This window comes from Dokdonella sp. (assembly GCF_044227025.1).
In the GTDB taxonomy this organism is placed as follows: Bacteria; Pseudomonadota; Gammaproteobacteria; order Xanthomonadales; family Rhodanobacteraceae; genus Dokdonella_A.
On the sequence record NZ_JBGAFX010000003.1, the window covers coordinates 573,092 to 597,195 of the forward strand.

Consider the following 24,104-nt stretch of genomic DNA (forward strand, 5'->3'; position numbering starts at 1 on the left):
CTGCGGCGAACGGCGCGAGCACCCTACATGCGGAACACGCCGAACCGTCCCTGCTCGACCGGTGCATTGAGGCTTGCCGACAACGCCAGCCCGAGCACCCTGCGGGTATCCGCAGGGTCGATGATGCCGTCGTCCCACAGGCGCGCGCTCGCGTAGTAGGGATGGCCCTGGCGTTCGTACTGCTCGCGGATTGGCGCCTTGAACGCGTCTTCTTCGTCCTTCGACCAGTCCTTGCCGGCCGCTTCGAGGCCGTCGCGCTTGACTGTCGCGAGCACGCTTGCAGCCTGCTCGCCGCCCATCACCGAGATGCGCGCGTTCGGCCACATCCACAGGAACCTCGGCTGGTAGCCGCGGCCGCACATCGCGTAGTTGCCGGCGCCGAAGCTGCCGCCGATGACGACGGTGAACTTGGGCACGTGCGAGCACGCGACCGCGGTGACCATCTTCGCGCCGTCCTTGGCGATGCCGGCCTGCTCGTACTTCTTGCCGACCATGAAGCCGGTGATGTTCTGCAGGAATACCAGCGGCACGTTGCGCTGGTTGCACAGCTCGATGAAGTGCGCGCCCTTGAGCGCACTCTCGGCGAACAGGATGCCGTTGTTGGCGACGATGCCGACCGGGTAACCGTGGATGTGCGCGAAGCCGGTGACGAGGGTCTTGCCGTAGCGTGCCTTGAACTCCTGCAGCTCGGAGCCGTCGACGATGCGCGCGATCACCTCGCGGATGTCGAACGGGATGCGCGTGTCGCGCGGCACGCAACCGTAGAGTTCGTCCGCCGCGTACAGCGGTTCGCGCGGTTCGGCCAGCGCAAGCGCGATCGGCTTGCTGCGGTTGAGGCTGGCGACGATGCCGCGCGCGATGTCGAGCGCGTGCGCGTCGTTCTCGGCGAAGTGGTCGGCGACGCCCGAGATCGAGGTATGCACGTCGGCGCCACCGAGCGTTTCGGCGTCGACGACTTCGCCGGTCGCCGCCTTCACCAGGGGCGGGCCGCCGAGGAAGATCGTGCCTTGTTCCTTCACGATGATCGTCTCGTCGCTCATCGCCGGCACGTAGGCGCCACCGGCGGTGCACGAGCCCATCACGACCGCGACCTGCGCGATGCCGAGCGCGCTCATGCGTGCCTGGTTGTAGAAGATGCGGCCGAAATGCTCCTTGTCCGGGAACACCTCATCCTGCAGCGGCAGGAACGCGCCGCCGGAGTCGACCAGGTAGATGCAGGGCAGGCGGTTCTCGAGCGCGACTTCCTGCGCGCGCAGGTGCTTCTTCACCGTCATCGGGAAGTAGGTGCCGCCCTTGACCGTCGCGTCGTTCGCGATCACCAGCACTTCGACGCCCCGCACGCGGCCGATGCCGGTGATGACGCCGGCGCAGGGCGCGGCGTCGTCGTACATGCCGTGCGCGGCGAGCGGCGACAGTTCGAGGAATGGCGAGCCGGGATCGAGCAGCGCGCGGATGCGCTCGCGCGGCAGCAGCTTGCCGCGCTCGGTGTGCTTCATGCGTGCCTTCTCGCCGCCGCCCTGTGCGACCCGCGCCATCTCCTTGCGCAGGTCGTCGACCGTTTCGCGCAGTTGCGCCGCGTTGGCCTGGAAGTCGGGTGAGCGAAGGTCGATCTGCGAGCGGATCTGCGGCATGGCGTTCACGGCGGGAGCGAATCCCGCGATGAAAGCACAGCGCCGCGATTCAGGCCAGCTTCGCGGCGCAGGTCGAACGGCAGCGCGGGCGGAGTCCGTGTGTTTCGACTCCGCTGCGCTACGCTCAACACGAACGGCCAAAGGAACAGAGGCCATTCGCTCAACACGAACGGCCAGGGAAGAAAGGCGGTTCACCCCCGCGACGCGAACGGCCAGGGAACAAAGGCCGTTCACCCTGAGCGCAGGCGCACAGCGCCGGAGTCGAAGGGCGGCGCGGGTCGGGTCCGGCGTTTCGACTCTGCTGCGCTCGGCACGAACGGCCGGGGAGAAGAGCGCTTACCCGGGCGCGTTCGTTACGGGCAGGTCAGCCCCGCCGGCAAGGTCACGCGGATGATCGGCAGCGATCCGCTGGCGAACCCCGGAACCGTCGATGCCCAATCCAGCGTGCCGTGGTTGCAGTCGCTGAAGCGCAGCGTCAACGTGCCCCAGGTCGTGTTCGTCACCTGTGACGGATCGAAATTCGGTGCGAAGCGGCCGCCGGGTCCATTGATCGTGGAGACCGTGATGGTCGCGTGATCGCCATTGACGATCGGGCCAACGCCACCGATCCACGCCTGCCCGCCCGCCGGCGCGAACGTGTAGACCTCGGCGACGAGGTTGCCGTCGGCGAGCACCTCGAGGCCGAGCCCGAGCTGGCCGGTCACGCCGGCATCGACCCAGGTGCCGGTGAAGCCGCTCGTGATCGGCACGTTGGCGCTGGTCGACCGCACCGTGATCGTGCCGGTCATGCCCATGCTGCCGTGGTTGTCGCAGTGGTAGGAAACGCTGCCGGGATGGTCGAACACCACCGTCGCATGCCATTCGCTGGCGCTCGGCTCGCCGCTGCCGCCGCCGCCATCGCAGCCCTGCGCGCACCGGAACGATTCATCGTCGGCATGCACGTTGTGAGCGCCGCCGGCGTTCGTGAAGACGACGCTGTCACCCGCGTTGATGGTCAGGTTCGCAGGGGAAAACATCAGCACATCCTGGTCGCCGTAGTATCCGCTGGTGACGCCGCCGACAATGACCGAGTGGGTCGCGGCGGTTGCCGCGCCGGAGGCGAGCAGGGCCATTGCGAAGAGCAGGCGCAGGGAATGGGCAGGCATGGCGTACTCCAGATCCGACGGTTGACGGACATGGGTACCGCGAGGATCGCGCAAGGTTGCCGGCGCCTCGCGCCGAAAACGCAACCGGCCGCGCGAGGCGGCCGGTGCGTCGATCGTCAACCGCAGGAATGCGGCTGCGGGATCATTCCTTCTTGGTGGCGTCCGCGGCGGCGTCCTTCGCCTTCCTGGCGGCGTCGGCGACATCGTGCGCGACTTCCTTGGCGCCTTCCTTGACCTCGTGGCCGGCCGCCATCGCGCCCTGGCCTACTGCCGTCGCACCTTCCTTCACGGCCGTTCCGGCGTTGGAGGCCGCTTCCTTCGTCGCATCGACGGCATTGCCGGCGGCTTCCTTGGCCTTGTCGGCCGCGCTCTGCGTCGCATCGGCGGCCTGGGCGGCAGCCGCCTTGGCGGCATCCGCCGCCTGCTGTGCCGCGGCAGCCGTCGCGTCGGCAGCCTTCTTCGCGGCGGCCTGCGCGTCGGCAGCGGCCTTGGCGGTCGCCGCGGCGGCCTTGTCGGCCGCTTCCTGCGCCTGCTGCTGCGAGTTGTCGCAGGCAGCGAGCGAGGCAACGAGTGCGATACCGAGTGCGAACTTCAGGGTCTTGCTGGTCATTTGGACTGCCTCCCGTAATGTATGGACAACCGCAGGCCGGACTGGGCCGTTGCTGCGGTCGCGAATCCGCGAACCGGAGGTTCGCGACATGTGAAACGGGCCGATTCTAGCGAGTCTGAACGACCTGCGCGCAACTTACGCCAGTTCGATCGCGATCGCGGTCGCCTCGCCGCCACCGATGCACAGCGAGGCGATGCCGCGCTTTCCGCCGCGCGCCTTGAGCGCGTGCAGCAAGGTCACCACCAGACGCGCGCCGGAGGCACCGATCGGATGGCCGAGTGCGGTCGCGCCGCCGTTGACGTTGAGCTTGTCGTGCGGGATGCCGAGGTCCTTCATCGGCGCCATCGCGACCACCGCGAATGCCTCGTTGACCTCGAACAGGTCGACGTCGCCGACCTTCCAGCCGATCTTCTTCAGCAGCGCATCGATCGCGCCGACCGGCGCGGTGGTGAACCATTCCGGTTCCTGCGAAACCGTCGTGTGGCCGACGATGCGCGCAAGCGGCTTCAGGCCGCGCTTCGCCGCGCCGTCCGCACTCATCAGCACGGCCGCCGCGGCGCCGTCGGAGATGCTCGACGAGCTTGCCGCCGTCACCGTGCCGTCCTTGCGGAACGCGCCCTTGAGCGTCGGGATCTTCGCGACGTCCGACTTGCCCGGCTGCTCGTCGGTCGCGAATTCGACATCGCCCTTGCGCGTGGCCACCTTGACCGGAACGATTTCCGCAGCGAATGCACCGGACGCGATCGCCGCCTGCGCGCGCTTCACCGATTCGATCGTGTAGGCGTCCTGTGCCTCGCGCGTGAAGCCGTACTTGTCGGCGCAGTTTTCCGCGAATACGCCCATCGACTGGCCATCGTAGGGATTGGTCAGGCCGTCCCACGCCATGTGGTCGACCAGTTTCGCGTCGCCGTAGCGCAGGCCGGGGCGCGCCGACACCATGTGCGGCGCATTCGTCATCGATTCCATGCCGCCGGCGACGACGACCTCGGCCGAGCCGGCCTTGATCAAATCGTGGCCGAGCATGATTGCCTTCATGCCGGAACCGCACACCTTGTTGATCGTGGTGCATCCGGCCGACTTGGGCAGGCCCGCCGCGAGCGATGCCTGGCGCGCCGGTGCCTGGCCGAGATTCGCCGGCAGCACGCAGCCCATGATGACTTCGGAAACGTCCGCCGGTGCCACACCGGACTGCTCGATCGCGGCCTGGATTGCGGTCGCGCCGAGTGTCGTGGTCGGCACGCCGGTGAACTGGCCGAGCATGGAACCGATCGCAGTGCGCTTGGCGCCGACGATGACGATATCGGACATGGGAAAACCTCCGGAGGATGATGGCGGGCGGCGCGTGCACGCCGGGTGGATCGTCCGATTATGCGCGCGCTGTTGCGCTGCGACAATTGACCCGCATGCAACCCCGCAGGCACGGGCGCGCTTGTCGCGACGCGGACATCGGACTAGCCTCGTCGGCATGCGGGGCAGGGGATGGTGGCAGGCGGTCACGCGAACGGCGCGAGACGTCGCGCTCGCGCTCGTGTGCATGCTCGCGGCAACGCACGGCGCACGCGCGAGCGATGTCCCGGGCATCGAGCAGGTACGCTTTCGCACCTACAGCACGTCCGAAGGCTTGCCGCAGGCGACCGTGCGAGCGATCGCCCAGGATTCACTCGGCTTCCTCTGGCTCGGTACCCAGGATGGCCTCGCGCGTTTCGACGGCTACACCTTCAGGGTCTATCGCCACGACCGCACCGACCCGTGGTCGCTGGGCGACAGCCACGTCACCAGCCTCGTCGCGGACGATGACGGCGGCCTCTGGATTGCCACGCTCGCCGGTGGCCTGAACCACTACGACCCCGACCTCGACCGCTTCAAGGTGTGGCGGTCGGATCCTGCGCGGCCGGACGCGCTTGCGTCGAACAGCGTGACCGCGCTGCTGCTCGAGCGCGATGCGCGCCTGTGGGTCGCGAGCACGGGCGGGCGACTGCAATGGCTCGACCGCAAGGACGGCAGCCTGCACGATTCCGGTCTCGGCGAGCGCGCGCCGCTGCGCATGGTGCGTGCGATGCATCGGCTGGCCGATGGCACGCTGCTGCTCGGCACGCTCGACGGCTTGTGGCGGTTCGACCCGGCCGCGGCGACGATGGTCGAGGTTCGTGCGGATCCTGCGCGCTCGCTCGACGTGTATGCGCTGGCGGTCGGCGCAGAGGGCGAATGGTGGGTCGGCACCGCCGACGAGGGCTTGTACCGCTTCGATCCGCACGGGTCGCCGGTCGCGGGCTATCGGCACGATGCCGAACTCCATCAGGGAGCGAGCCTGCACGATGACGCGGTGCGTTCCTTGTTGTTCGACGACGAAGGCATGCTGTGGATCGCCGGCAATGCGCATGGCCTCGCGCGGATGGACGTGGGCAGCGGCAAATTCGTCCGCTACGCGCATGAACCCGCCAAGCAGGACAGCGTGGCCGCGAATCGACTGTGGATCCTCATGCGCGAGCGCCACGGCCTGCTTGTGGTTGGCTCATGGACCAATGGCTTCAGCATCCATGATCCGCGCACCCGCGCATTCATCCAGATCGACAGCATTCCCGGCGATGCACGCACACTGCCCGCGCGTCCGGTGATGAGCGTGCATGCGGACGACGACGGCACGCTCTGGATGGGCATGTCGGAGGGCGGCGGGCTGGTCCACTTCGATCCGGCCAAGGGTGTGCTGCAACGGTTCGTGCACGATCCGAACCGCCCCGACAGCCTCGCCCACGATTTCGTCCGCAACCTGACGCGCTCGCGCGACGGCAGCCTGTGGATTTCAACGGTCGGAGGCGGGCTCGACCGGCTGCGTCCGCATTCGGGCGCGTTCGAACATGCGCGCCATGACCCGGCGGATCCGACCAGCATCGCGACGGACAGCCTGCTCGGCTTCTTCGAGGACAGCACCGGCACGCAATGGATCTCCACGGCCGATCGCGGTGTCGACGAGCGGTGCGCCGGCTGCACCGGGTTCCGACATCACGTGCACGACCCTTCCGATCCGGCCAGCCTCAGCGACAACACGGTCAGCATCGTGCTGGAAACACGCGATGGCGACCTGTGGTTCGCGACCCGCGGCGGGCTCGAGCGCTACGACCGCAACAGCGGGCACTTCGAACACTTCCGCGCGCGCGCGGACGATCCGCACTCCATCAGCAGCGATTCGATCAGCACGCTGGGGCAGGACCGCCATGGCGATCTGTGGATCGGCACCCAGGGCGGCGGACTCAACCGGCGCATCGTCGGGTCGGACGGTCGCTCGACCTTCGAAGTGATCGATACGCGTGACGGCCTGGCGGCCGACGCAATCGGTGCGATCGTCGAGGACGAAGCGGGGCAGTTGTGGGTCAGCACCACGGTCGGCATCAGCCGCATCGATGCGCAGCGGCATATCGTGAATTTCGGCGTGCGCGATGGTGCCCAGGCTCTCGGCTACTGGACCAATTCCGCCGCGCGCCTGCCCGACGGTCGCATCGCGTTCGGCGGACTCGGCGGCGCGACCCTGTTCGATCCGCGCAAGGTCGCGCCGCCGCCGTTGCCCGAGCCGATCGTGACGGACCTGCTGTTGCGCAACGTGCCGGCTCGCCTGCGCTGGCAGGCGCCGGACTCGCCACTCGCGACCAGCCTCTGGCGTGGCCGCAGCGTGGTGCTCGCGCACGACCAGAGCAATGTGACGTTCGAGTTTGGTGCCCAGGCATTCGCCGATCCGGAGGGCGTGCAGTACGCGTATCGCCTGCAGGGGCATGACGTGCAGTGGATCGAGACGCCCGCCAACCGTCGCCTCGCGACCTACACCGACCTGCCGCCGGGGCGCTATGCATTGCAGGTGCGCGCGCGCAATGACGGCGCCGACTGGAGCGATCCGCCCGCCTCGGTCGACGTGCTCGTGCAACCGCCGCCGTGGGCTTCGCCGCGTGCCTATGTGCTGTACGCGCTGTGTGCGATCGCGCTCGCCGCGATCATCACCTGGCAGACGCGTGCGAACCTGCGCCGCAGGCGCGCGGTGCAGGAAGCGATCCGGCTCAGCGAGGAACGCCTCAAGCTCGCGCTGTGGGGCAGCGGCAGCGAGATGTGGGACATCGACCTCGCGACCGGCCGCATGCATCGCGACAACCAGCTGGAGCAACTCGCGGTCACCCACGAAGCCGTGGAGCAGACGCTTTCCGCCTATCGGCCGTTTGTCCATCCGGACGACATCGGCCGCTTCGAGCACGCGCTCGGCGCGCACCTGTCCGGTCGCGCGGCGGTGTTCGAGGCGAGCTACCGTACGCAGGACACGCACCACGACTGGGTCTGGATCCTCACGCGTGGCCGCGTGGTGGAGCGCGACGAAAACGGGCGTGCGCTGCGCCTCAGCGGCACCACCTCGGACATCAACGCATTGAACCAGGCGCTGGCTGCATTGCGCACCCTCAACGAGCAGCTCGAATCGCGCGTCGAGCAGCGCACGGCGGCGTTGCAGAGCGCGAACGCGGAACTGCGCAGCACGCTCGATCGCCTGACCATCGCGCAGCGCCAGCTGTTCGAGTCGGAGAAGCTCGCCTCGCTTGGCGGCCTCGTCGCCGGCATCGCGCACGAGATCAACACGCCGCTCGGCATCGGCGTCACGGCGGCGTCGCACCTGCAGGAAGAGGCGGCGCGCATGTCGCGCCTGATCGAATCCGGTGACCTGCGCACCGAGGATCTCGACGAGTTCCGCTACACCGCACGCGAAAGCTCGGACATGATCCTGCGCAACCTGCAACGAGCCGATCGGCTGGTCAAGAGCTTCAAGCAGGTTGCGGTCGACCAGTCGAGCGAAGCACGCCGCGTGGTCGACCTCGGCGTCTGCCTCAACGAGATCCTGACCACGCTCGGGCCAAGCCTGAAGAAGACGCCGCATCGGGTCGAGATCGACTGTCCGCCCGGACTGATCATCGAGACCGCGCCGGGCGCGCTGTACCAGATCATCACCAATCTCGTGATGAACTCGCTCACCCATGGTTTCGAAGGCGGGCGTGCCGGCGGCATCCGCATCGGCGTCAGCTGGCACGATCGCGTGGTGTCGATCGACTATCGCGACGAAGGTCGCGGCATGGACGACACGGTGCGCTCGCACATCTTCGAACCGTTCTTCACCACCCGGCGCGGGCAGGGTGGATCCGGACTCGGCATGCACATCGTCTACAGTCTCGTCACCCAGGTGCTCGAAGGCAGCATCGATTGCGAGAGCACACCCGGCATCGGCACGCGCTTCCTGATCCGCTTCGCCGGCGACGTGCTCAAGCAACGCGCGTAGGGTGGGACTCGCCCCGCCGCTCTTGTTCGACGATGCCGGGAACTCCTCGCGCGGCAGGCCGGCCCTGCATCACGCGCGACTCAATCCGGCAGGTTGTCGCGCAGCGCCATCGCCTCGTCCCAACGCTCGAACAGGCGGTCGACCACGGCGGGATCGAACTTGCTGCCGCGCTGCTCGAGCATGAAGGCGCGGATGCGTTCGGGTGTCCACGGGTCCTTGTAGCAACGCTTGCTGCCGAGCGCGTCGAACACATCGGCGACCATCGTGATGCGACCACCGATCGGGATCGCTTCGCCAGCAAGACCCTTCGGATAGCCCGACCCGTCCCAGTTCTTGTGGTGCGAGGCCGCGATCTCCGATGCGAGGCGCAGCACCGGCCGTTGCGAGTTGCCGAGCAGGCGCGCGCCGAGCTCGGCATGCGTGCGCATCACCACCATCTCCTCCGGCGTATGCGGCCCCGGCTTGTTGAGGATCGTGTCCGGAATGCCGATCTTGCCGATGTCGTGCAGCGGCGCGGCGTAACGCAGGATCTCCGATATCGCCGGCGGCAAGCCCATCGCCTGGCCGAGCATCTCGGCGAGCAGGCCGACACGATGCACGTGGTTGGCGGTTTCCTGCGAGCGCGTCTCCGCGGCGCCGGCGAGCAGGTAGACCATCTCCAGTTGCGAGGAGAGCAGTTCGTCGTTGAGGTGCAGGTTGTCGAACGCGATCGAGACGTTGGTGCAGAACAACTCGACCAGCTTGTAGTCGAGCGGCGACAGGCTCCAGGTTTCGCCCACGAACAACAGGCTTTCGGTCTGGTGGCTGTCGATGAAATGCAGCACGTAGTGGTCGTGGTCGAACTTGTGGCGCTTGTCGCGGTAGGCGTTGTGCAGCGTCGCGGCGATCGCCGGCGGCAAGGCCTCGTCGGCGTTGTCGTGCTGCAGGCCACGGTAGTCGCCGCTGGTCGCGGCGATGCGGAAGTGCTCCGGCTGCGCGTCGCGGCGACGGTCGACCGTGCAGTACAGCGCGCCGTGTTCGAGGCCGACCAGCTCGACCAGCTGGTCGAGCACGGCATTGGCGAATTCGCGCGAATTGCGCCGCGCGAAGATCTGCGCGGAGCTACGGATGACGTTCTCGAGGCCGATTCGATGCGCCTCGATCGCGCGCATGTCGCGATACGCGCGCAAGGCGGAGTACATCGTCGTCGCGAGGCGCGACGCGGTCAGCTCGGTCTTTTCCTTGTAGTCGTTGATGTCGTAGGCGGCAATCACTTCCTGCTCGGGCGCCTGTCCGGCCTGGCCGGTGCGCAGCACGATGCGCACGAACGGGTTGCCGATTTCCTCGCGGATGCTGCGCACGAGGGCGAGGCCGGCCTGCTCCGACTCCATCACGACGTCGAGCAGAAGCACTGCGATGTCCGGGTGTTCGACCAGCAGCGCGCGTGCTTCGGCGGCGCTGTAGGCGCTCAGGAACTCCAGCCGGCGATCGGCAAAGCGAAAGCTGCCGAGCACGAGGCGAGTTACGTCATGCACCTCCGGCTCGTCGTCGGCGACAAGCACTTTCCAGGTCGGCGTGGTGTCGCGGACCTCGATCGAGCCGAACTGCGGGTTGTTGTCCGCTTTGCCCACACCACCCCCTGATGGGACAGTGCCAGCCTACTCCTGTGGGCGGAGTGTTGGAACACCCATTTTTCGCGGGAGGCCGGGCCGGCTCAGGACTTGCCGTGGAACAGCTCGCGCCCGATCAGCATGCGGCGAATCTCGTTGGTGCCGGCGCCGATTTCGTAAAGTTTTGCGTCACGCAGGATGCGTCCGGCCGGATACTCGTTGATGTAGCCGTTGCCGCCAAGCGCCTGGATCGCCTCCAGTGCGACCTGCACGGCGCTTTGCGAGGCGTGCAGCAGGCAGGACGCCGGGTCGATGCGCGACTTGATGCCGGCGTCGTAGTTCTGTGCGACGAGGTAGGCGTACGCGCGCGACGATTGCAACGCGGTGTACATGTCGGCGATCTTGCCCTGCATCAGTCCGAACGTTCCGATCGGCGCGTTGAACTGCTTGCGCTCGCGCACATAGGGCAGGGCAGCGTCGATGGCTGCCTGCATCAGGCCGATCGGCCCGCCCGAGAGCACGAGGCGCTCGGTGTCGAGGCCGCTCATCAGCACGCGCACGCCTTCATTGACTTCGCCGACGCGGTTCGCGTCGGGGATCTCGCAGTGGTCGAACACCAGCTCGCAGGTGTTGCTGCCGCGCATGCCGAGCTTGTCGAGCTTCTGCGCGGTCGAGAACCCCTTCATGCCCTTCTCGACGATGAACGCGGTCATGCAGCGCGAGCCGGCCGGACGGTGCGCGGTGCGCATGTAGACCAGCAGCACGTCGGCGTCCGGGCCATTGGTGATCCACATCTTCGAGCCGTTCGCGACCCACACGTCGCCCTTTTGCTCGGCGCGACAGGTCATCGAGCCGACCACGTCGGAACCCGCGCCAGGCTCGCTCATCGCGAGTGCGCCGACGTACTCGCCGCTGCACAGCTTCGGCAGGTACTTCTGTTTCTGCGCCTCGCTCGCGTTGTGGAAGATGTTGTTGACGCACAGGTTCGAATGCGCGCCGTAGGAGAGGCCGACCGAACCGGACGCGCGGGAGATTTCCTCCATCGCGACCAGGTGCGCGAGATAGCCGAGTTCCGAACCGCCGTATGCGGACGAGACCGTGATGCCGAGCAGTCCCATCTCGCCGAACTTGCGCCACAGGTCGGCCGGGAACGCGTTGTCGCGATCGATCAGGTCTGCGCGCGGCGCGATCTCCTTGTCGGCGAACGCGCGCACGGTCTCGCGCAACAGGTCGAGTTCTTCACCGAGGGGGAAGGGGCGCATGGGAAGGCGATTCCTGTCCAGGAAAGCCTGAATGTTAGCGGATCGCGGGCACGCTGCGGTCGAACCGGGTCCCGCATCGGGTAGGGCGGTACGCGCGGAGCGCGTGCCGCCGATTGTGGCGAAGCGGAGTCGCGACAGTCGTCGGGACTCGCGCTCCGCGCTCGACCCGCCTTTACTGCCCGCGCATGCGTCCGAGGAAGCGCGGGCCGTTGTTGCCCATCGTCGGCAGCTTGATCTTGCCGATCGCGTTGATGCGCTCTTCCGCCATGCGATCGGCGGCCTTGTAGGTCGCGATGCCGTCGCGCTCCGCGATCTGGAAGATGCGCGAGAGGTTGTAGTAGATCGTGCGCATCATGCGCATCGCGCGTTCGCGGTTGTAGCCGTCGATCTCGAGCGACACGTTCATCACGCCGCCGGCGTTGACCGCGTAGTCCGGCGCATACAGCACGCCGCGCTTCTTCAGCTCGTCGCCGATCGCGTCGGTGGCGAGCTGGTTGTTCGCCGCGCCGCAGACGATCTTCGCCTTGATGCGGTCGATGGTCTGCTCGTTGAGCGTGCCGCCGAGCGCGCACGGGCTGTACACGTCCGCGTCGACGTCGTAGATCTCGTCGAGGCCGACCGCGGTGCAGCCGTACTCGTCGACCGCCTTCTGCACCAGTTCCTTGTTGATGTCGGTGACGAACACCTTCGCGCCCTGCTCGCGCAGCAGCTTGATGAACTCCATGCCGACGTGGCCCGCGCCCTGCACGGCGTAGCTGTACCTGCCGACTTCCTCGTTGCCGTGCTTGTGGTTCAGCGCGGCCATCAGGCCCTGCAGCGTGCCGTAGGCGGTGAATGGCGACGGATCGCCCGAGCCGCCATGCACCTGGTGCACGCCGGTCACGAACTCGGTCTCGCGGAACACCCATTCCATGTCGTTGACGTCGATGCCGACGTCCTCGGCCGTGATGTAGCGGCCGTTGAGCGAGTTGACGAAGCGGCCGAACGCGCGGAACAGCGCCTCGGACTTGTCCTTGCTCGGATCGCCGATGATGACCGCCTTGCCGCCGCCGAGGTTGAGGCCCGCGACCGCGTTCTTGTAGGTCATGCCGCGCGACAGGCGCAGCACGTCGTTAAGCGCTTCCGCCTCGTTCTTGTACGGCCACATGCGCAGGCCGCCGAGGGCGGGGCCGAGCACGCTGTTGTGGATCGCGATGATGGCCTTCAGGCCGGCGTCCTTGTTGTGGCAGTAGACGATCTGCTCATGGCCGGTCTGCGAGACGGTTTCAAAAATCATGGCTGCTCCTGGCGACGCGGAAAGACCCGCCCGGGCCGGCTGCGCGATCGCGTTGCCGGCCATGAAACGGGTTGCAAGTAATTGATCGGAATTTGTTTTTGCGGATTGCCGGAGCATGGCCGGCAAAATGCGGCGCGTAGTGTAGTCCCGCCCGTCCGGCGGCGACAGTGGCAGCCGCTCCGCACCGGGCGCGCTTGAAAAATACGAACGATCGTTCTATTATGCGCGCCATGTCGAATCAGGCCACCATCAGCAAGGGCGCCGCCACGCGCGATCTGATCATCGATCACGCGTATGCGATCGCCTGTCGCGCGGGCCTCGAAGGCGTCTCGATCGGCGACCTCGCGCACGCGGTCGGCATGTCCAAGAGCGGCGTGTTCGCGCACTTCGGTTCGCGCGAGGACCTGCAGCTCGCCGTGCTCGAATACGCGGGCCGGCGTTTCGGCGAAGCGGTGCTGATGCCGGCCGTGCGCAAGCCGCGTGGCCTTGCGCGCCTGCGCGCGATCGTCGACGGCTGGTTCGACTGGGTGCGCGAAAACCAGCATGGCTGCCTCATCATGGGCGCGGTCAGCGAATACGATTCGCGCCCCGGTGCGCTGCACGATGCGGTCGTCGCACTGATCCAGCGCTGGCGCACCGACACCGCGCGTGCCGCGCAGATGGCGATCGATGCGGGCGAACTGCACGCCGATGCCGATCCGCAACAATTGTCGTTTGAAATCTTCGGCATCGCGCTCGCGTTGCACCAGGACACGCGGCTGTTCGATCCGAAACAAGCGCGCTCGCGAGCCGAGCACGCCGTCCAGCGGCTGCTCGCCGCGCATTCACGCTGAACTCCTTCGAGGTGTGCCATGACCACGCTGGTTGCGACCAAAAATAGCACGATCGTTCGTAATATGCGTTTCGCACTGCTGCGCGCAGGCTTCAGCTTCGGCAGCTGGTTGCGACCGCATGCGACCTTGCGCCGCGCCTACACCTTGTTCTGCACGCCGCTTTCGATCACACGCCGTCGCGCGCTCGCGACCGATACCGGCGGCGCGCAACTCGGCGCGCTCGCGGTCGCGGGCGAACAGGTCAGCATCTACACCTGGGGCGATCCCTCGACGCAGCCGTACGTGCTGCTTTCGCACGGATGGTCGAGCCACGCGACGCGCTTCCTGCCGTGGATCGCACCGCTGCGCGCAGCGGGCTATGCCATCGTCGGGGTCGATCAGGTCGGCCATGGCCGCAGCAGCGGACGTCGTTCGACCTTGCCCGACTTTGCCGAAGTGCTCGCGGCGGTCGCTGCACGCCATGGTGCGTGCGCGGCGGTGATCGGTCATTCACTTGGCGGTGCGGCCTCGATGCTCGCGCTCGCCGATGGCTTGCAGGCCGCGCGTGCGATCCTGATCGCGCCTGCCGCCGATCCGATCGATGCCGCGTCGCGCTTCGCCCGCTTCGTCGGTCTCGACGAGCGGCTCGGCGCACACCTGTTCGACGAGTACGAGGCGCAGCATCCATTGCGGGTCGCAAGCCTCCAGGCGCACCTCAAAGCGCCCGCGATCGCGCGCCCCGCGCTGATCGTCCACGACCTCGGCGACCGCGAAGTGCCGTGGGCGGAAGGCGAGCGATACGCGCGCCACTGGCCCGACGCGCGCCTGCTGACGACGACCGGACTCGGCCACCATCGCATCGTCGACGACACCGGCGTCATCGACGCGGGCCTGCGCTTCCTGCGTGGCGAGACGGTCGGTGATCGCGTCGTGTCGTCGCCGAATCTGCCGTATGGGTTTGCGTAGGGGCGTCGGCAGCGAGGACTGAAAACGCATCGCGGCTTCTCGCGCTGCCTGCAGGAGCCCAGCCCGGGGGCGACGGCTCCTGCGTGCCTGTCTGCCACCCCGCGGCCGCCATCCCGCCGGCGAACGGCGCGGCCGGGGGCGGGGCGCTACAATTCCCGTCCCCGAAAATTCGCGGACCGACCATGAGTGCTACCGCCCCCGCCGTCGCCACCGAAAGCGTGATCGAACAGGCCCCGTTGCGCTTCGTCACCGCGGCCAGCCTGTTCGATGGCCACGATGCCGCGATCAACATCATGCGCCGCCTGATCCAGGCGCAGGGTGCCGAAGTGGTGCATCTCGGCCACAACCGCTCGGTCGAGGACGTCGTACGTGCCGCGCTGCAGGAAGACGCCGACGCGATCGCGCTGTCGTCCTACCAGGGTGGCCACGTCGAGTACTTCAAGTACATGGTCGACATGCTCAAGGAACGCGGCGCCGGCCACGTCCGCGTATTCGGCGGTGGCGGCGGCACCATCACGCCGGAAGAGATCCGCGAGCTGCAGGCGTACGGCGTCGAGCGCATCTACCATCCGAACGACGGCATGCACATGGGCCTCGTCGCGATGATCGAGGACGTCATCAAGCGCACCCGTGCCGCGCAGCAACAGCGCGCCGACATCGACGCCTCGCACACCGTGCTGCCGGCCAAGGTCGACATCGCGGACGAGATCGCGGTCGGCCACGCTCTCACCGCGATCGAGGAAGGTCGCCACGACGAGCACCAGCTCGAACGCCTGCGCAAGGAGTGGCAGCTGGCCGCCGGCAAGACCCCGGTGATCGGCATCACCGGCACCGGCGGCGCCGGCAAGTCGTCGGTCGTCGACGAGCTGCTGCTGCGTTTCCTGCATGCGTTCCCGACCATGCGCGTCGCCGTGCTCGCGGTCGACCCGACCCGCCGCCGCTCCGGCGGTGCACTGCTCGGCGACCGCATCCGGATGAACTCGCTGCGCAACCATCGCGTGTTCATGCGTTCGATGGCGACGCGCCGCCAGCACGCCGCCACCAGCGCCATGCTCAAGGATTGCGTCGCGTTCCTGAAGGGGCAGGGCTACGACCTCGTCATCGTCGAGACCGCCGGCATCGGCCAGAGCGATTCGGAGATCGTCGACCTGGTCGACTTCCCGATGTATGTGATGACCAGCGATTACGGCGCCGCGAGCCAGCTCGAGAAGATCGACATGCTCGACTTCGCCGAGCTCGTCGTGCTCAACAAGTTCGACAAGCGCGGCGCCGAGGATGCGTTGCGCGACGTGCGCAAGCAGTGGAAGCGCAACCGCGTCGCGTTCCAGACGAAAGACGAGGACATTCCGGTCTACCCGACCATCGCGAGCCAGTTCAACGATCCGGGCGTGACCTGGATGTTCACGAACCTGTGCCGCCTGCTGCGCACCAAGCTCCACCTCGGCAGCGGAGCGGCTGGCACTGCCCCTGTGGGAGCGGCGGAAGCCGCGATGCTCTCCCCGCAGGACCCGAAAGGCATCGCGGCTTCCGCTGCTCCCACAAATAGCACTGCGCTCGACTGGACGCCGCACTTCGACACGTCGCTGAAGGAACCGCGCGCGACCGTGCTGATCCCCGGTGCGCGCGTGCGCTACCTCGCCGAGATCGCCGAGCAGGGTCGCGGCATCAACGGCGCCATCGACAAGCAGGCCGAGATCGCCGACCGCGCGCAGTCGTACTGGCAATCCCTGCGCGATCTCGAGGACCCGAACCTGCCCAAGGCGCTCGGCCTGTACGCGAACGAGGATCTGCTCGTTCCCTCCGGCTCGTCGGCGGCCGAGTTTCCCGCCTGCGGCGACCGCCGCATGACGCCCGACCGCCGCAAGCAGAAGTTCAACTGGGAACTGCGCCGCGAGCAGGCGGAACGCAGCTCCTCCGGGTCATCCGCGGCGACCGTCGACCGCTCGCTCGTCACCCTGCGCCAGCGCTACAACGACGCGATCCATTCGCTGTCGTCCGATGCGCTCAGGTTGCTGCGTGAATGGCCGCAGCGCCTCAAGTCGATCGTCGACGAGGTCACCGAATACGAAGTGCGCGGCAAGATGATCCGCGTCGAGAACTACCGCGAATCGCTCTCGCACCAGAAGATCCCGAAGATCGCGGCGCCGACCTACAAGAGCTGGGGCGAGCTGCTCGTGTTCCTGCAGAAGGAAAACCTGCCCGGCTACTACCCGTACACCGGCGGCGTCTATCCGTACCGTCGCACCGGCGAGGATCCGATCCGCATGTTCGCCGGCGAAGGAACGCCGGAACGCACCAACCGCCGCTTCCATTACCTGAGCCAGGGCCTGCCCGCCGCGCGCCTGTCGACCGCGTTCGACAGCGTCACGCTGTACGGCGAAGACCCGGCGCCACGCCCGGACATCTACGGCAAGATCGGCAATTCCGGCGTCAACGTGCCGACGCTCGACGACATGAAGAAGCTGTATTCCGGCTTCGACCTGTGCGCGCCGACCACGTCGGTGTCGATGACGATCAACGGCCCTGCGCCGATCATCCTCGCGATGTTCATGAACACCGCGGTCGACCAGCAGATCGAGAAATATCTCAAGGAAGACCCGGCGCGCTGGGCCGAGGCGCAGAAGAAGATCGAGAAGCTGTTCGAAGGCCGTGAGCGTCCGCGCTATCACGGCGACCTGCCGGCGACGAACAACGGCCTCGGCCTCGGACTGCTCGGCATCAGCGGCGACCAGGTCGTCGACGCGCAGACCTATGCCGCGATCAAGGCGCACACGCTGATGACCGTGCGCGGCACCGTGCAGGCGGACATCCTGAAAGAGGATCAGGCGCAGAACACCTGCATCTTCAGCACCGAATTCGCGTTGCGCATGATGGGCGACATCCAGCAGTACTTCGTCGAGCAGAAGGTGCGCAACTTCTATTCGGTGTCGATCTCCGGCTACCACATCGCCGAGGCCGGCGCGAATCCGATCAGCCAGCTCGCCTTCACGCTCAGCAACGGCTTCACGATCGTCGAGTACTACCTCGCGCGCGGCATGAAGATCGATGACTTCGCGCCGAACCTGTCGTTTTTCTTCTCCAACGGCATGGACCCGGAGTACACCGTCATCGGCCGCGTCGCGCGGCGCATCTGGGCGCGCGCGATGCGCGAGCGCTACGGCGCCAACGAGCGCAGCCAGATGATGAAGTACCACATCCAGACCAGCGGGCGTTCGCTGCACGCGCAGGAGATCCAGTTCAACGACATCCGCACCACGCTGCAGGCGTTGTACGCGCTGTTCGACAACTGCAACTCGCTGCACACCAATGCCTACGACGAGGCGATCACCACGCCGACCGAAGAGAGCGTGCGCCGCGCGGTCGCGATCCAGATGATCATCAACAAGGAGCTTGGCCTCAACTTCTGCGAGAACCCGTGGCAGGGCAGCTTCATCGTCGACAAGCTCACCGATATCGTCGAGGAAGCCGTCTACAAGGAGTTCGAGGCGATCAGCGAGCGCGGCGGCGTGCTCGGCGCGATGGACACGATGTACCAGCGCGGCAAGATCCAGGAAGAAAGCCTCTACTACGAACACAAGAAGCACGACGGCAGCCTGCCGCTCGTCGGCGTCAACACGTTCCTGCCGAAGGAACATGCCGGCGACATCGTCACCGAGATCGAACTGATCCGCAGCACCGAGGAAGAGAAGGGCCAGCAGATCGCCAACGTGCGCGCCTACCAGCAGAACCGCAACGCGCTCGCGCCGTCGGGCGAAACCTCGCACGAGCACCTGCCCGAGGCCGATGAAGAGCCGCCGATGGTTCGCGATGGCCACGGCCTGCGCTACCTGCAGGACACCGCGCGCGACCGCCGGAACGTGTTCGCGGCACTGATCGAGGCCGTGAAGACGCACAGCCTCGGCCAGATCAGCCACGCGCTCTACGACGTCGGCGGTGAATACCGCCGCAACATGTAGGCCGGCGAGCGGACCTTGCATTTCGCAGGGTGGGCCCTGGCCCACCGCTCCATCGGTCGCGCGAAGGTGGTTCGCGGAAGTGGGCTTGAGCCCAGCCTACGACACTTGCATCGCGCGATTCGTGTCCGCGAGACTCGGCCGGTCTTCCAACGGAGTCGTGCAATGGACCGTTCGCTCACCCTCGGCAGCCTCGCCCTCGCCCTGACCCTTGCTCTTGCTGCGCCGCATGCGAATGCCGAAGCGCCGGCGGCGCCCGCTGCATCGGCGGCCGCCGCCGACACGCCGTCGAAGACTCCGCACAACGCGACCTTCATCCTTCCCGCCGGCTGGTCGCAGCGTGCCGAAGGCGCGGCGATGATCCTCACGCCGCCGGAAGCCGACGGTTCGCGCATCGCGATCATGGATTCATCGGCGAAGACTGCCGACGAAGCGGTGGAAGAGGGGTGGAAATTCCTCAAGCTCTCGCCGAAGTTCCTCGTCGCCAATGACGGGGCGCCGAGGGACGGTTGGGAGCAGCGCCGCTTCTACGACTACGACGTGCCCGCCAACGCGAAGCGCGCGGTGTTCGCGGCCGTGTACCGCCGCGGTGCGAAGTACACCGTGCTCGTCGCCGACGTCGACCAGGCGATCGCCGAGAAGCGCGCCTCGCAATTCGGCAAGATCCAGCAGCGCCTGCAGCCGACAGACTACAAGCGCGAGACGTTCAAGGGCCGCACCGCGCACAAGTTCGACGACAGGCGCCTCAAGCAGGTCGCCGATTTCGTCGAGCACATGCGCACTGAATACGACGTGCCCGGCGTCGCGATCGGCATCGTGCAGGACGGCAAGACCGTCATGGCCAGGGGCTTCGGCGTGCGCGCGCTTGGCAAGCCCGACGCGGTCGACGCGGACACGCGCTTCATGATCGCGTCCAACACCAAGGCGCTCACCACGCTGATGCTCGCCAAGCTCGTCGACGCCGGCAAGCTCGACTGGAACGCGCACGTCACCGACGTCTATCCCGCGTTCAAGCTCGGCAACGCCGACACGACGAAACAGGTGCTCGTGAAGCACCTCATCTGCGCCTGCACCGGACTGCCGCGGCAGGACTACGAATGGCTGTTCGAGGGCGAGAAGCAGACCCCCGAGACCGTCATGTCCACGCTCGCCACGATGCAGCCGACCAGCGGTTTCGGCGAGTTGTTCCAGTACTCCAATCCGCTCGCGGCCGCGGCCGGTTTCATCGGCGGACAGATCGCCAACCCGGGCAGCGAACTCGGCAACGGCTACGACAAGGCGATGCAGGCGCTCGTGTTCGATCCGCTCGCCATGACGAACACCACGTTCGACTACGCCGTCGCGCAGACCGGCAACTACGCCGCGCCGCACGGCTACGACATCGACCATCACGTGCAGGTGATGGGCATGGGCCTCAACGACACGATCCGTTCCTCGCGTCCGGCAGGCGCCGCGTGGAGCACGGTCGACGACCTGCTCAAGTACGTGCAGATGGAGATCCGCAAGGGGCTGCTGCCCGACGGCAAGCGCTACATCGGCGAAGCCGCGCTGCTGCAGCGACGGCAGCCGCAGATCGCGCTCGGCGTCGATCGCGACTACGCGATGGCGCTGATGGTCGACAAGAGCGACGGCGTCACCGTCGTCGACCACGGCGGTGACATGGACGGTTTCCACTCCAACATGATGTGGTGGCCGGAGCAGAAGGTGGGTGCCGTCATCCTCACCAACGCCGACGAAGGCTACATGTTGCGCGGGCCGTTCAAGCGCCGCCTCATGGAGATCATGTTCGACGGCGAGCCGCAGGCGCTCGCAACCGCGGACGCGAACGCCAAGGCCAGCAAGGCCTCATGGGACGCGCAGCGCAAGCTGCTGCAGTATCCGGCCGACGCAAGCGCGCTCGCCGGACTCGCACCGCGCTACCACAGCGACGCCCTCGGCGACATCGTCGTCACGACGAAGGACGGCAAGGCCTGGTTCGACGTCGGTGCGTTCAAGTCCGAAGTCACCACCTCGCCGCAGACCGATGGCAGCGTCGCGTTCGTGATGATCGATCCCGTCGCGGCCGGCTTCCTGCTCGTCCGCGCCGACGTCGACGGCAAGCGCCGCCTCATCGCGCGCGACGGCCAGCACGAATACGTCTTCGACGAAGTGAAGATGGGCGGCGCGTAGGGCGGGCCACGGCCCACCGCTTTTCTGTCACGCGACGAGGTGTTCGCGGATGGCGCGCAGCGTCGTCCGCGGACCGTCGCGTGCAGTCAATCCGGAGTTGCGGGTTCGATGCTCAAGTCGAGCACGGCGCGGACCTGCGTGATCAGCTCCTTGATCGCGAACGGCTTTCGGAGCAGGCCGACGCCGGACTGGAGTCGACCGTCCTGCACCGCCTCGCGGGCGTAACCGGTCATGAAGAGGATGCGCAGGTCGTTGCGCAGCTCGCGCGCCTGTTCCGCGAGCTGCCGTCCATTGAGTCCGCCCGGCAGTCCGATGTCGGTGAGCAGCAACTGGACGTGGGCATTCTTGTGCAGGAGGGTGAGGGCCGTCATGCCTTCACTGGCCTCGATCACCTTGAATCCGGATTCGCGCAGCGCCTCGGCGGCGAATGCGCGGACATTGTCCTGGTCCTCGACCAGCAGGATGGTCTCGGTGCCTTCCAGGTTCGTCGGCGCTTCCGGTATAGATACCTCGGCCGCCGTCGTCGACCGGGGCAGGTAGAGCGCCACCGTGGTGCCATGGTCGGGCACGCTGGTCAGCATCGCAGTGCCCTCGGACTGGCGCGCGAAGCCGTACACCTGGCTCAGGCCCAGCCCGGTGCCCTTGCCCTGCGGCTTTGTCGTGTAGAAGGGCTCGAAGGCGTGTTCGAGCACGTCGGCGGACATGCCCGAGCCGGTGTCCTTCACCGACACGATCACGTAGTCGCCGGGAGCAATGTCGTCGAATCGAAGGCGATCGGTGCTGCCGAGGGTCGCGTTGTGCGTCGTGATGGTCAAGGCGCCGCCATCCGGCATCGCGTCGCGCGCATTCACGGCGAGATTGACCAGTGCGCTTTCGAGCTGGTGGCCATCGACCTGGGCGCGCCATGCATTGGGAGTCAGTTGCAACTGGATCGCGATGTTCTCCCCGAGCAGGTGACCGAGCATGTCGGTCGTGTTGGCGACGAGCTCGTTGACATCGATGGACTTCGGCTGCAGGGCCTGGCGGCGGGAGAACGCGAGGAGCTGCTGCGTCAGCGCGGCCGCCCTCTGTGCGCCTTGCGTTGCGTGTTCGACCGCCCGCTGGAAACGCACCGTTCCGCTTTGCTCACGTGCAATGACATCGAGGTTGCCGAGGACGACCGTCAGCAGGTTGTTGAAATCGTGCGCGGCACCGCCGGTCAATTGGCCGATGGCTTCCATCTTCTGCGCGTGGCGAAGCTGCGCTTCCATCGCGCGGCGTTCCGTCATGTCGCGCGTGATCTTTGCGAACCCGACCACTTCGCCCGACGGATCCTTGATGGCATCGATGACGACGTTGGCGAAGAAGCGCGTTCCGTTCTTGCGCATGCGCCACGCCTCTGCCTCGAAGCGGCCTTCCTTCAACGCCGTCTCGAGCGCACGCCGGGGAATTCCTGCTGCCTGGTCTTCGGGCGTATAGAACACGCTGAAGTGGCGGCCGACGATCTCGGCGCGGGTATAGCCCTTGATGCGCCCGGCGCCTTCATTCCACGTAACCACCCGGCCTTCGCGATCGAGCAGGAAGATCGCGTAGTCCGCGATGGCGGACACCCATTGGTCGAACTGCAGTTCGCGGGTCCATGTGGTTGCTTTGGTCATAGGTTCTCGGAGACGCGGGGCATGCAGGGCAACGGGCCGGGATCGACGGCGATCCGTTTCGCACGCTGCATGCGAAGGGAGCGACATCGAACTTTATCCCAAGCACGACGCCATTGTGCGATCGATGCGACGTCGCCCCGCGCTTCTTGACGCCACCGTCGTCCCGGAGCTCCACAGCCTCCGCAACACCGGGTCCACAGAGGAGGAGCACGGTCCGCCGCTTGCGCGCCATCTGGGCGACCGTCCGTTACTTCGACGCCTCCCTGCGTCCCGCAACTCGACAACCTCCGCAACATCGAGATACGTAGGGTGGGCGCCGGCCCACCGTTTTCGCCTGCTCGCACGAATGCATGCAGTGCGGTGACGGGTTCGCGAATGACGCAACGATCGCAAGACAGGCGGAACCATGTCCTCTGGAAGCACGACGAAGGCCTTTGGCTGGCGCATCTTCGGTCTCGGTGCGATCGCGCTCGGCATCGTCTGCCTGATCCTGGGTGACTTCCATCCGGGCCAACCGGTGCCGAAGGACTTTCCCGCCCGCGGCGTGCTCGCCCATGTCGTCGCGGGGTTCATGCTCGTCACGGGTGTAGCGATCGAATCGCCGCGCATGCGTGCGTGGGGCGCCGCCGCGCTCACGGCCTATTTCGCATTCGTGGTCGTGCTCCTCATGAACGGCCGCCAGTGGCTTGCCCACTACGCCGAGTTCCTGCCCTACGAAAGCCTCGCGATACAGCTCGCGATCACCGCGGGTGGACTCATCGTCTACGCCAACAGCGCGAGGATCGATGCGGCGCTCGCCGCACGCCTCACGCGAATTGCCCGACTCGCATTCGGCGCCTGCCTGCTGGTGTTCGGCACCGCGCATTTCGTCTACGTGGACTTGACCGCTCCGCTGGTCCCCGGGTGGCTGCCGCCGACGCAGGAGTTCTGGGCCTATGCGACCGGCTGCGCGCACATCGCCGCGGGCATCGCGATCCTGACCGGCGTGCAGGCGCGACTCGCGGCGATCCTGCTCACGATCATGTTCGTTTCGTTCACGGTATTCGTGCACGCGCCGATGCTGGTGGCGACGCCTTCCAATCATTGGGTGTGGAACGAAAACGCGGTGAACATCGCATTGATCGGGGCGGCGTGGGTGGTGGCGGATTCGCTGGGGGATGGTTTTTCTTTTTCTCGTTTGCGGGGGAGTGCATAGGCTTGCGCCGCATCCCTTTCGCTTTCCCCTCTCCCGCTTGCGGGAGAGGGTAGGGTGAGGGCGCCTTTGCCCTGTCTTTTGTTGTTCGCAGACCCGGTTCCTTGGTGATGACCTACCCACATCCCTGTGTTTTCCGCTCGCTTCCTGCGAGCGGGTAACTTTCTCTTGCGTGCCCAAGAGAAAGTCACCAAAGAGAAGGGCACCCCAGCGGCCCGGTCAGCGGGCTCCTGCCCGCTGACTGCGCGATCGGGTTACGGGGTTCGTTGACGGTCCATCCATGGACCGCAACGAACGCGCGCGCATCGTGCGCGCGCCCCTTCGGGCTGGTCCTCCACCCGCTCGCCGTGCCGCAAGGGGACCCCGATGGAAGAGCGGCGCGCTCCTGCGCGCAGAAGCAAAAGCCAAAGCATCGCGGCTGAAGCCGCTTGTGTCTGCACTTCGTCGTAGAGTCTGAGTGGAGAGCGATGTGCGGCACACCGACAGGCCGCAGTGTTCGAGCACGTGTGGGAGCCAGGGTGGCCGCACATCGACCTCGTCCGCAGCCCGAACAGTTGAACGAG

14 protein-coding genes are annotated in these 24,104 nt (G+C 66.8%); 6 read left to right on the top strand and 8 right to left on the bottom strand.

What is annotated here, in order from left to right; all coding sequences use genetic code 11:
* Positions 1 to 23: 23 nt before the first annotated feature.
* The 4 genes from ACILRJ_RS10295 to ACILRJ_RS10310 form a co-directional block, all read right to left on the bottom strand.
* Entirely contained in the window at positions 24 to 1,631 is a 1,608-nt protein-coding gene (locus tag ACILRJ_RS10295; protein ID WP_395683093.1) for a carboxyl transferase domain-containing protein, read from the bottom strand.
* Between the two features lie 353 nt (positions 1,632 to 1,984).
* Positions 1,985 to 2,776, bottom strand: a complete 792-nt coding sequence (locus ACILRJ_RS10300; protein WP_395683032.1) for a plastocyanin/azurin family copper-binding protein — start codon at positions 2,774 to 2,776, stop codon at positions 1,985 to 1,987.
* A gap of 142 nt (positions 2,777 to 2,918) precedes the next feature.
* Entirely contained in the window at positions 2,919 to 3,386 is a 468-nt protein-coding gene (locus tag ACILRJ_RS10305; RefSeq protein WP_395683034.1) for a hypothetical protein, read from the bottom strand.
* A 135-nt stretch (positions 3,387 to 3,521) separates the two neighbouring features.
* Entirely contained in the window at positions 3,522 to 4,694 is a 1,173-nt protein-coding gene (locus ACILRJ_RS10310; RefSeq protein WP_395683036.1) for a thiolase family protein, read from the bottom strand.
* Positions 4,695 to 4,920: 226 nt separating this feature from the next.
* Here ACILRJ_RS10310 and ACILRJ_RS10315 point away from each other — a divergent pair, with 226 nt between their 5' ends.
* Positions 4,921 to 8,685, top strand: coding sequence for a two-component regulator propeller domain-containing protein (locus tag ACILRJ_RS10315; protein ID WP_395683038.1), 3,765 nt, complete (start codon positions 4,921 to 4,923; stop codon positions 8,683 to 8,685).
* 80 nt (positions 8,686 to 8,765) lie between these two features.
* Here the strand turns inward: ACILRJ_RS10315 and ACILRJ_RS10320 are convergent, their stop codons facing one another.
* The 3 genes from ACILRJ_RS10320 to ACILRJ_RS10330 form a co-directional block, all read right to left on the bottom strand.
* Positions 8,766 to 10,295, bottom strand: coding sequence for a DUF3369 domain-containing protein (locus tag ACILRJ_RS10320; protein ID WP_395683040.1), 1,530 nt, complete (start codon positions 10,293 to 10,295; stop codon positions 8,766 to 8,768).
* An 83-nt stretch (positions 10,296 to 10,378) separates the two neighbouring features.
* A complete protein-coding gene (locus ACILRJ_RS10325) occupies positions 10,379 to 11,536 on the bottom strand; it encodes an isovaleryl-CoA dehydrogenase (RefSeq protein WP_395683042.1) in 1,158 nt (385 codons plus the stop codon).
* A gap of 172 nt (positions 11,537 to 11,708) precedes the next feature.
* Entirely contained in the window at positions 11,709 to 12,812 is a 1,104-nt protein-coding gene (locus ACILRJ_RS10330) for a Glu/Leu/Phe/Val dehydrogenase dimerization domain-containing protein (protein WP_395683044.1), read from the bottom strand.
* Positions 12,813 to 13,042: 230 nt separating this feature from the next.
* Here ACILRJ_RS10330 and ACILRJ_RS10335 point away from each other — a divergent pair, with 230 nt between their 5' ends.
* The 4 genes from ACILRJ_RS10335 (at position 13,043) to ACILRJ_RS10350 (ending at position 20,712) form a co-directional block, all read left to right on the top strand.
* On the top strand, positions 13,043 to 13,645 hold the full coding sequence (locus ACILRJ_RS10335; protein ID WP_395683046.1) for a TetR/AcrR family transcriptional regulator: 603 nt from the start codon (positions 13,043 to 13,045) through the stop codon (positions 13,643 to 13,645).
* 18 nt (positions 13,646 to 13,663) lie between these two features.
* A complete protein-coding gene (locus ACILRJ_RS10340) occupies positions 13,664 to 14,590 on the top strand; it encodes an alpha/beta hydrolase (protein ID WP_395683048.1) in 927 nt (308 codons plus the stop codon).
* A gap of 182 nt (positions 14,591 to 14,772) precedes the next feature.
* Entirely contained in the window at positions 14,773 to 18,546 is a 3,774-nt protein-coding gene (locus tag ACILRJ_RS10345) for a methylmalonyl-CoA mutase family protein (protein ID WP_395683050.1), read from the top strand.
* A gap of 162 nt (positions 18,547 to 18,708) precedes the next feature.
* Positions 18,709 to 20,712, top strand: coding sequence for a serine hydrolase domain-containing protein (locus ACILRJ_RS10350; RefSeq protein WP_395683052.1), 2,004 nt, complete (start codon positions 18,709 to 18,711; stop codon positions 20,710 to 20,712).
* A gap of 86 nt (positions 20,713 to 20,798) precedes the next feature.
* On the opposite strand, the gene ACILRJ_RS10355 is transcribed toward ACILRJ_RS10350, so the two are convergent.
* Positions 20,799 to 22,349: an ATP-binding protein gene (locus tag ACILRJ_RS10355; protein WP_395683054.1), complete on the bottom strand. Its 1,551-nt coding sequence runs from the start codon at positions 22,347 to 22,349 to the stop codon at positions 20,799 to 20,801.
* A 406-nt stretch (positions 22,350 to 22,755) separates the two neighbouring features.
* Here ACILRJ_RS10355 and ACILRJ_RS10360 point away from each other — a divergent pair, with 406 nt between their 5' ends.
* Complete coding sequence (locus tag ACILRJ_RS10360) at positions 22,756 to 23,544, top strand: DoxX family membrane protein (protein WP_395683056.1); 789 nt, start codon at positions 22,756 to 22,758, stop codon at positions 23,542 to 23,544.
* Positions 23,545 to 24,104: the final 560 nt, after the last annotated feature.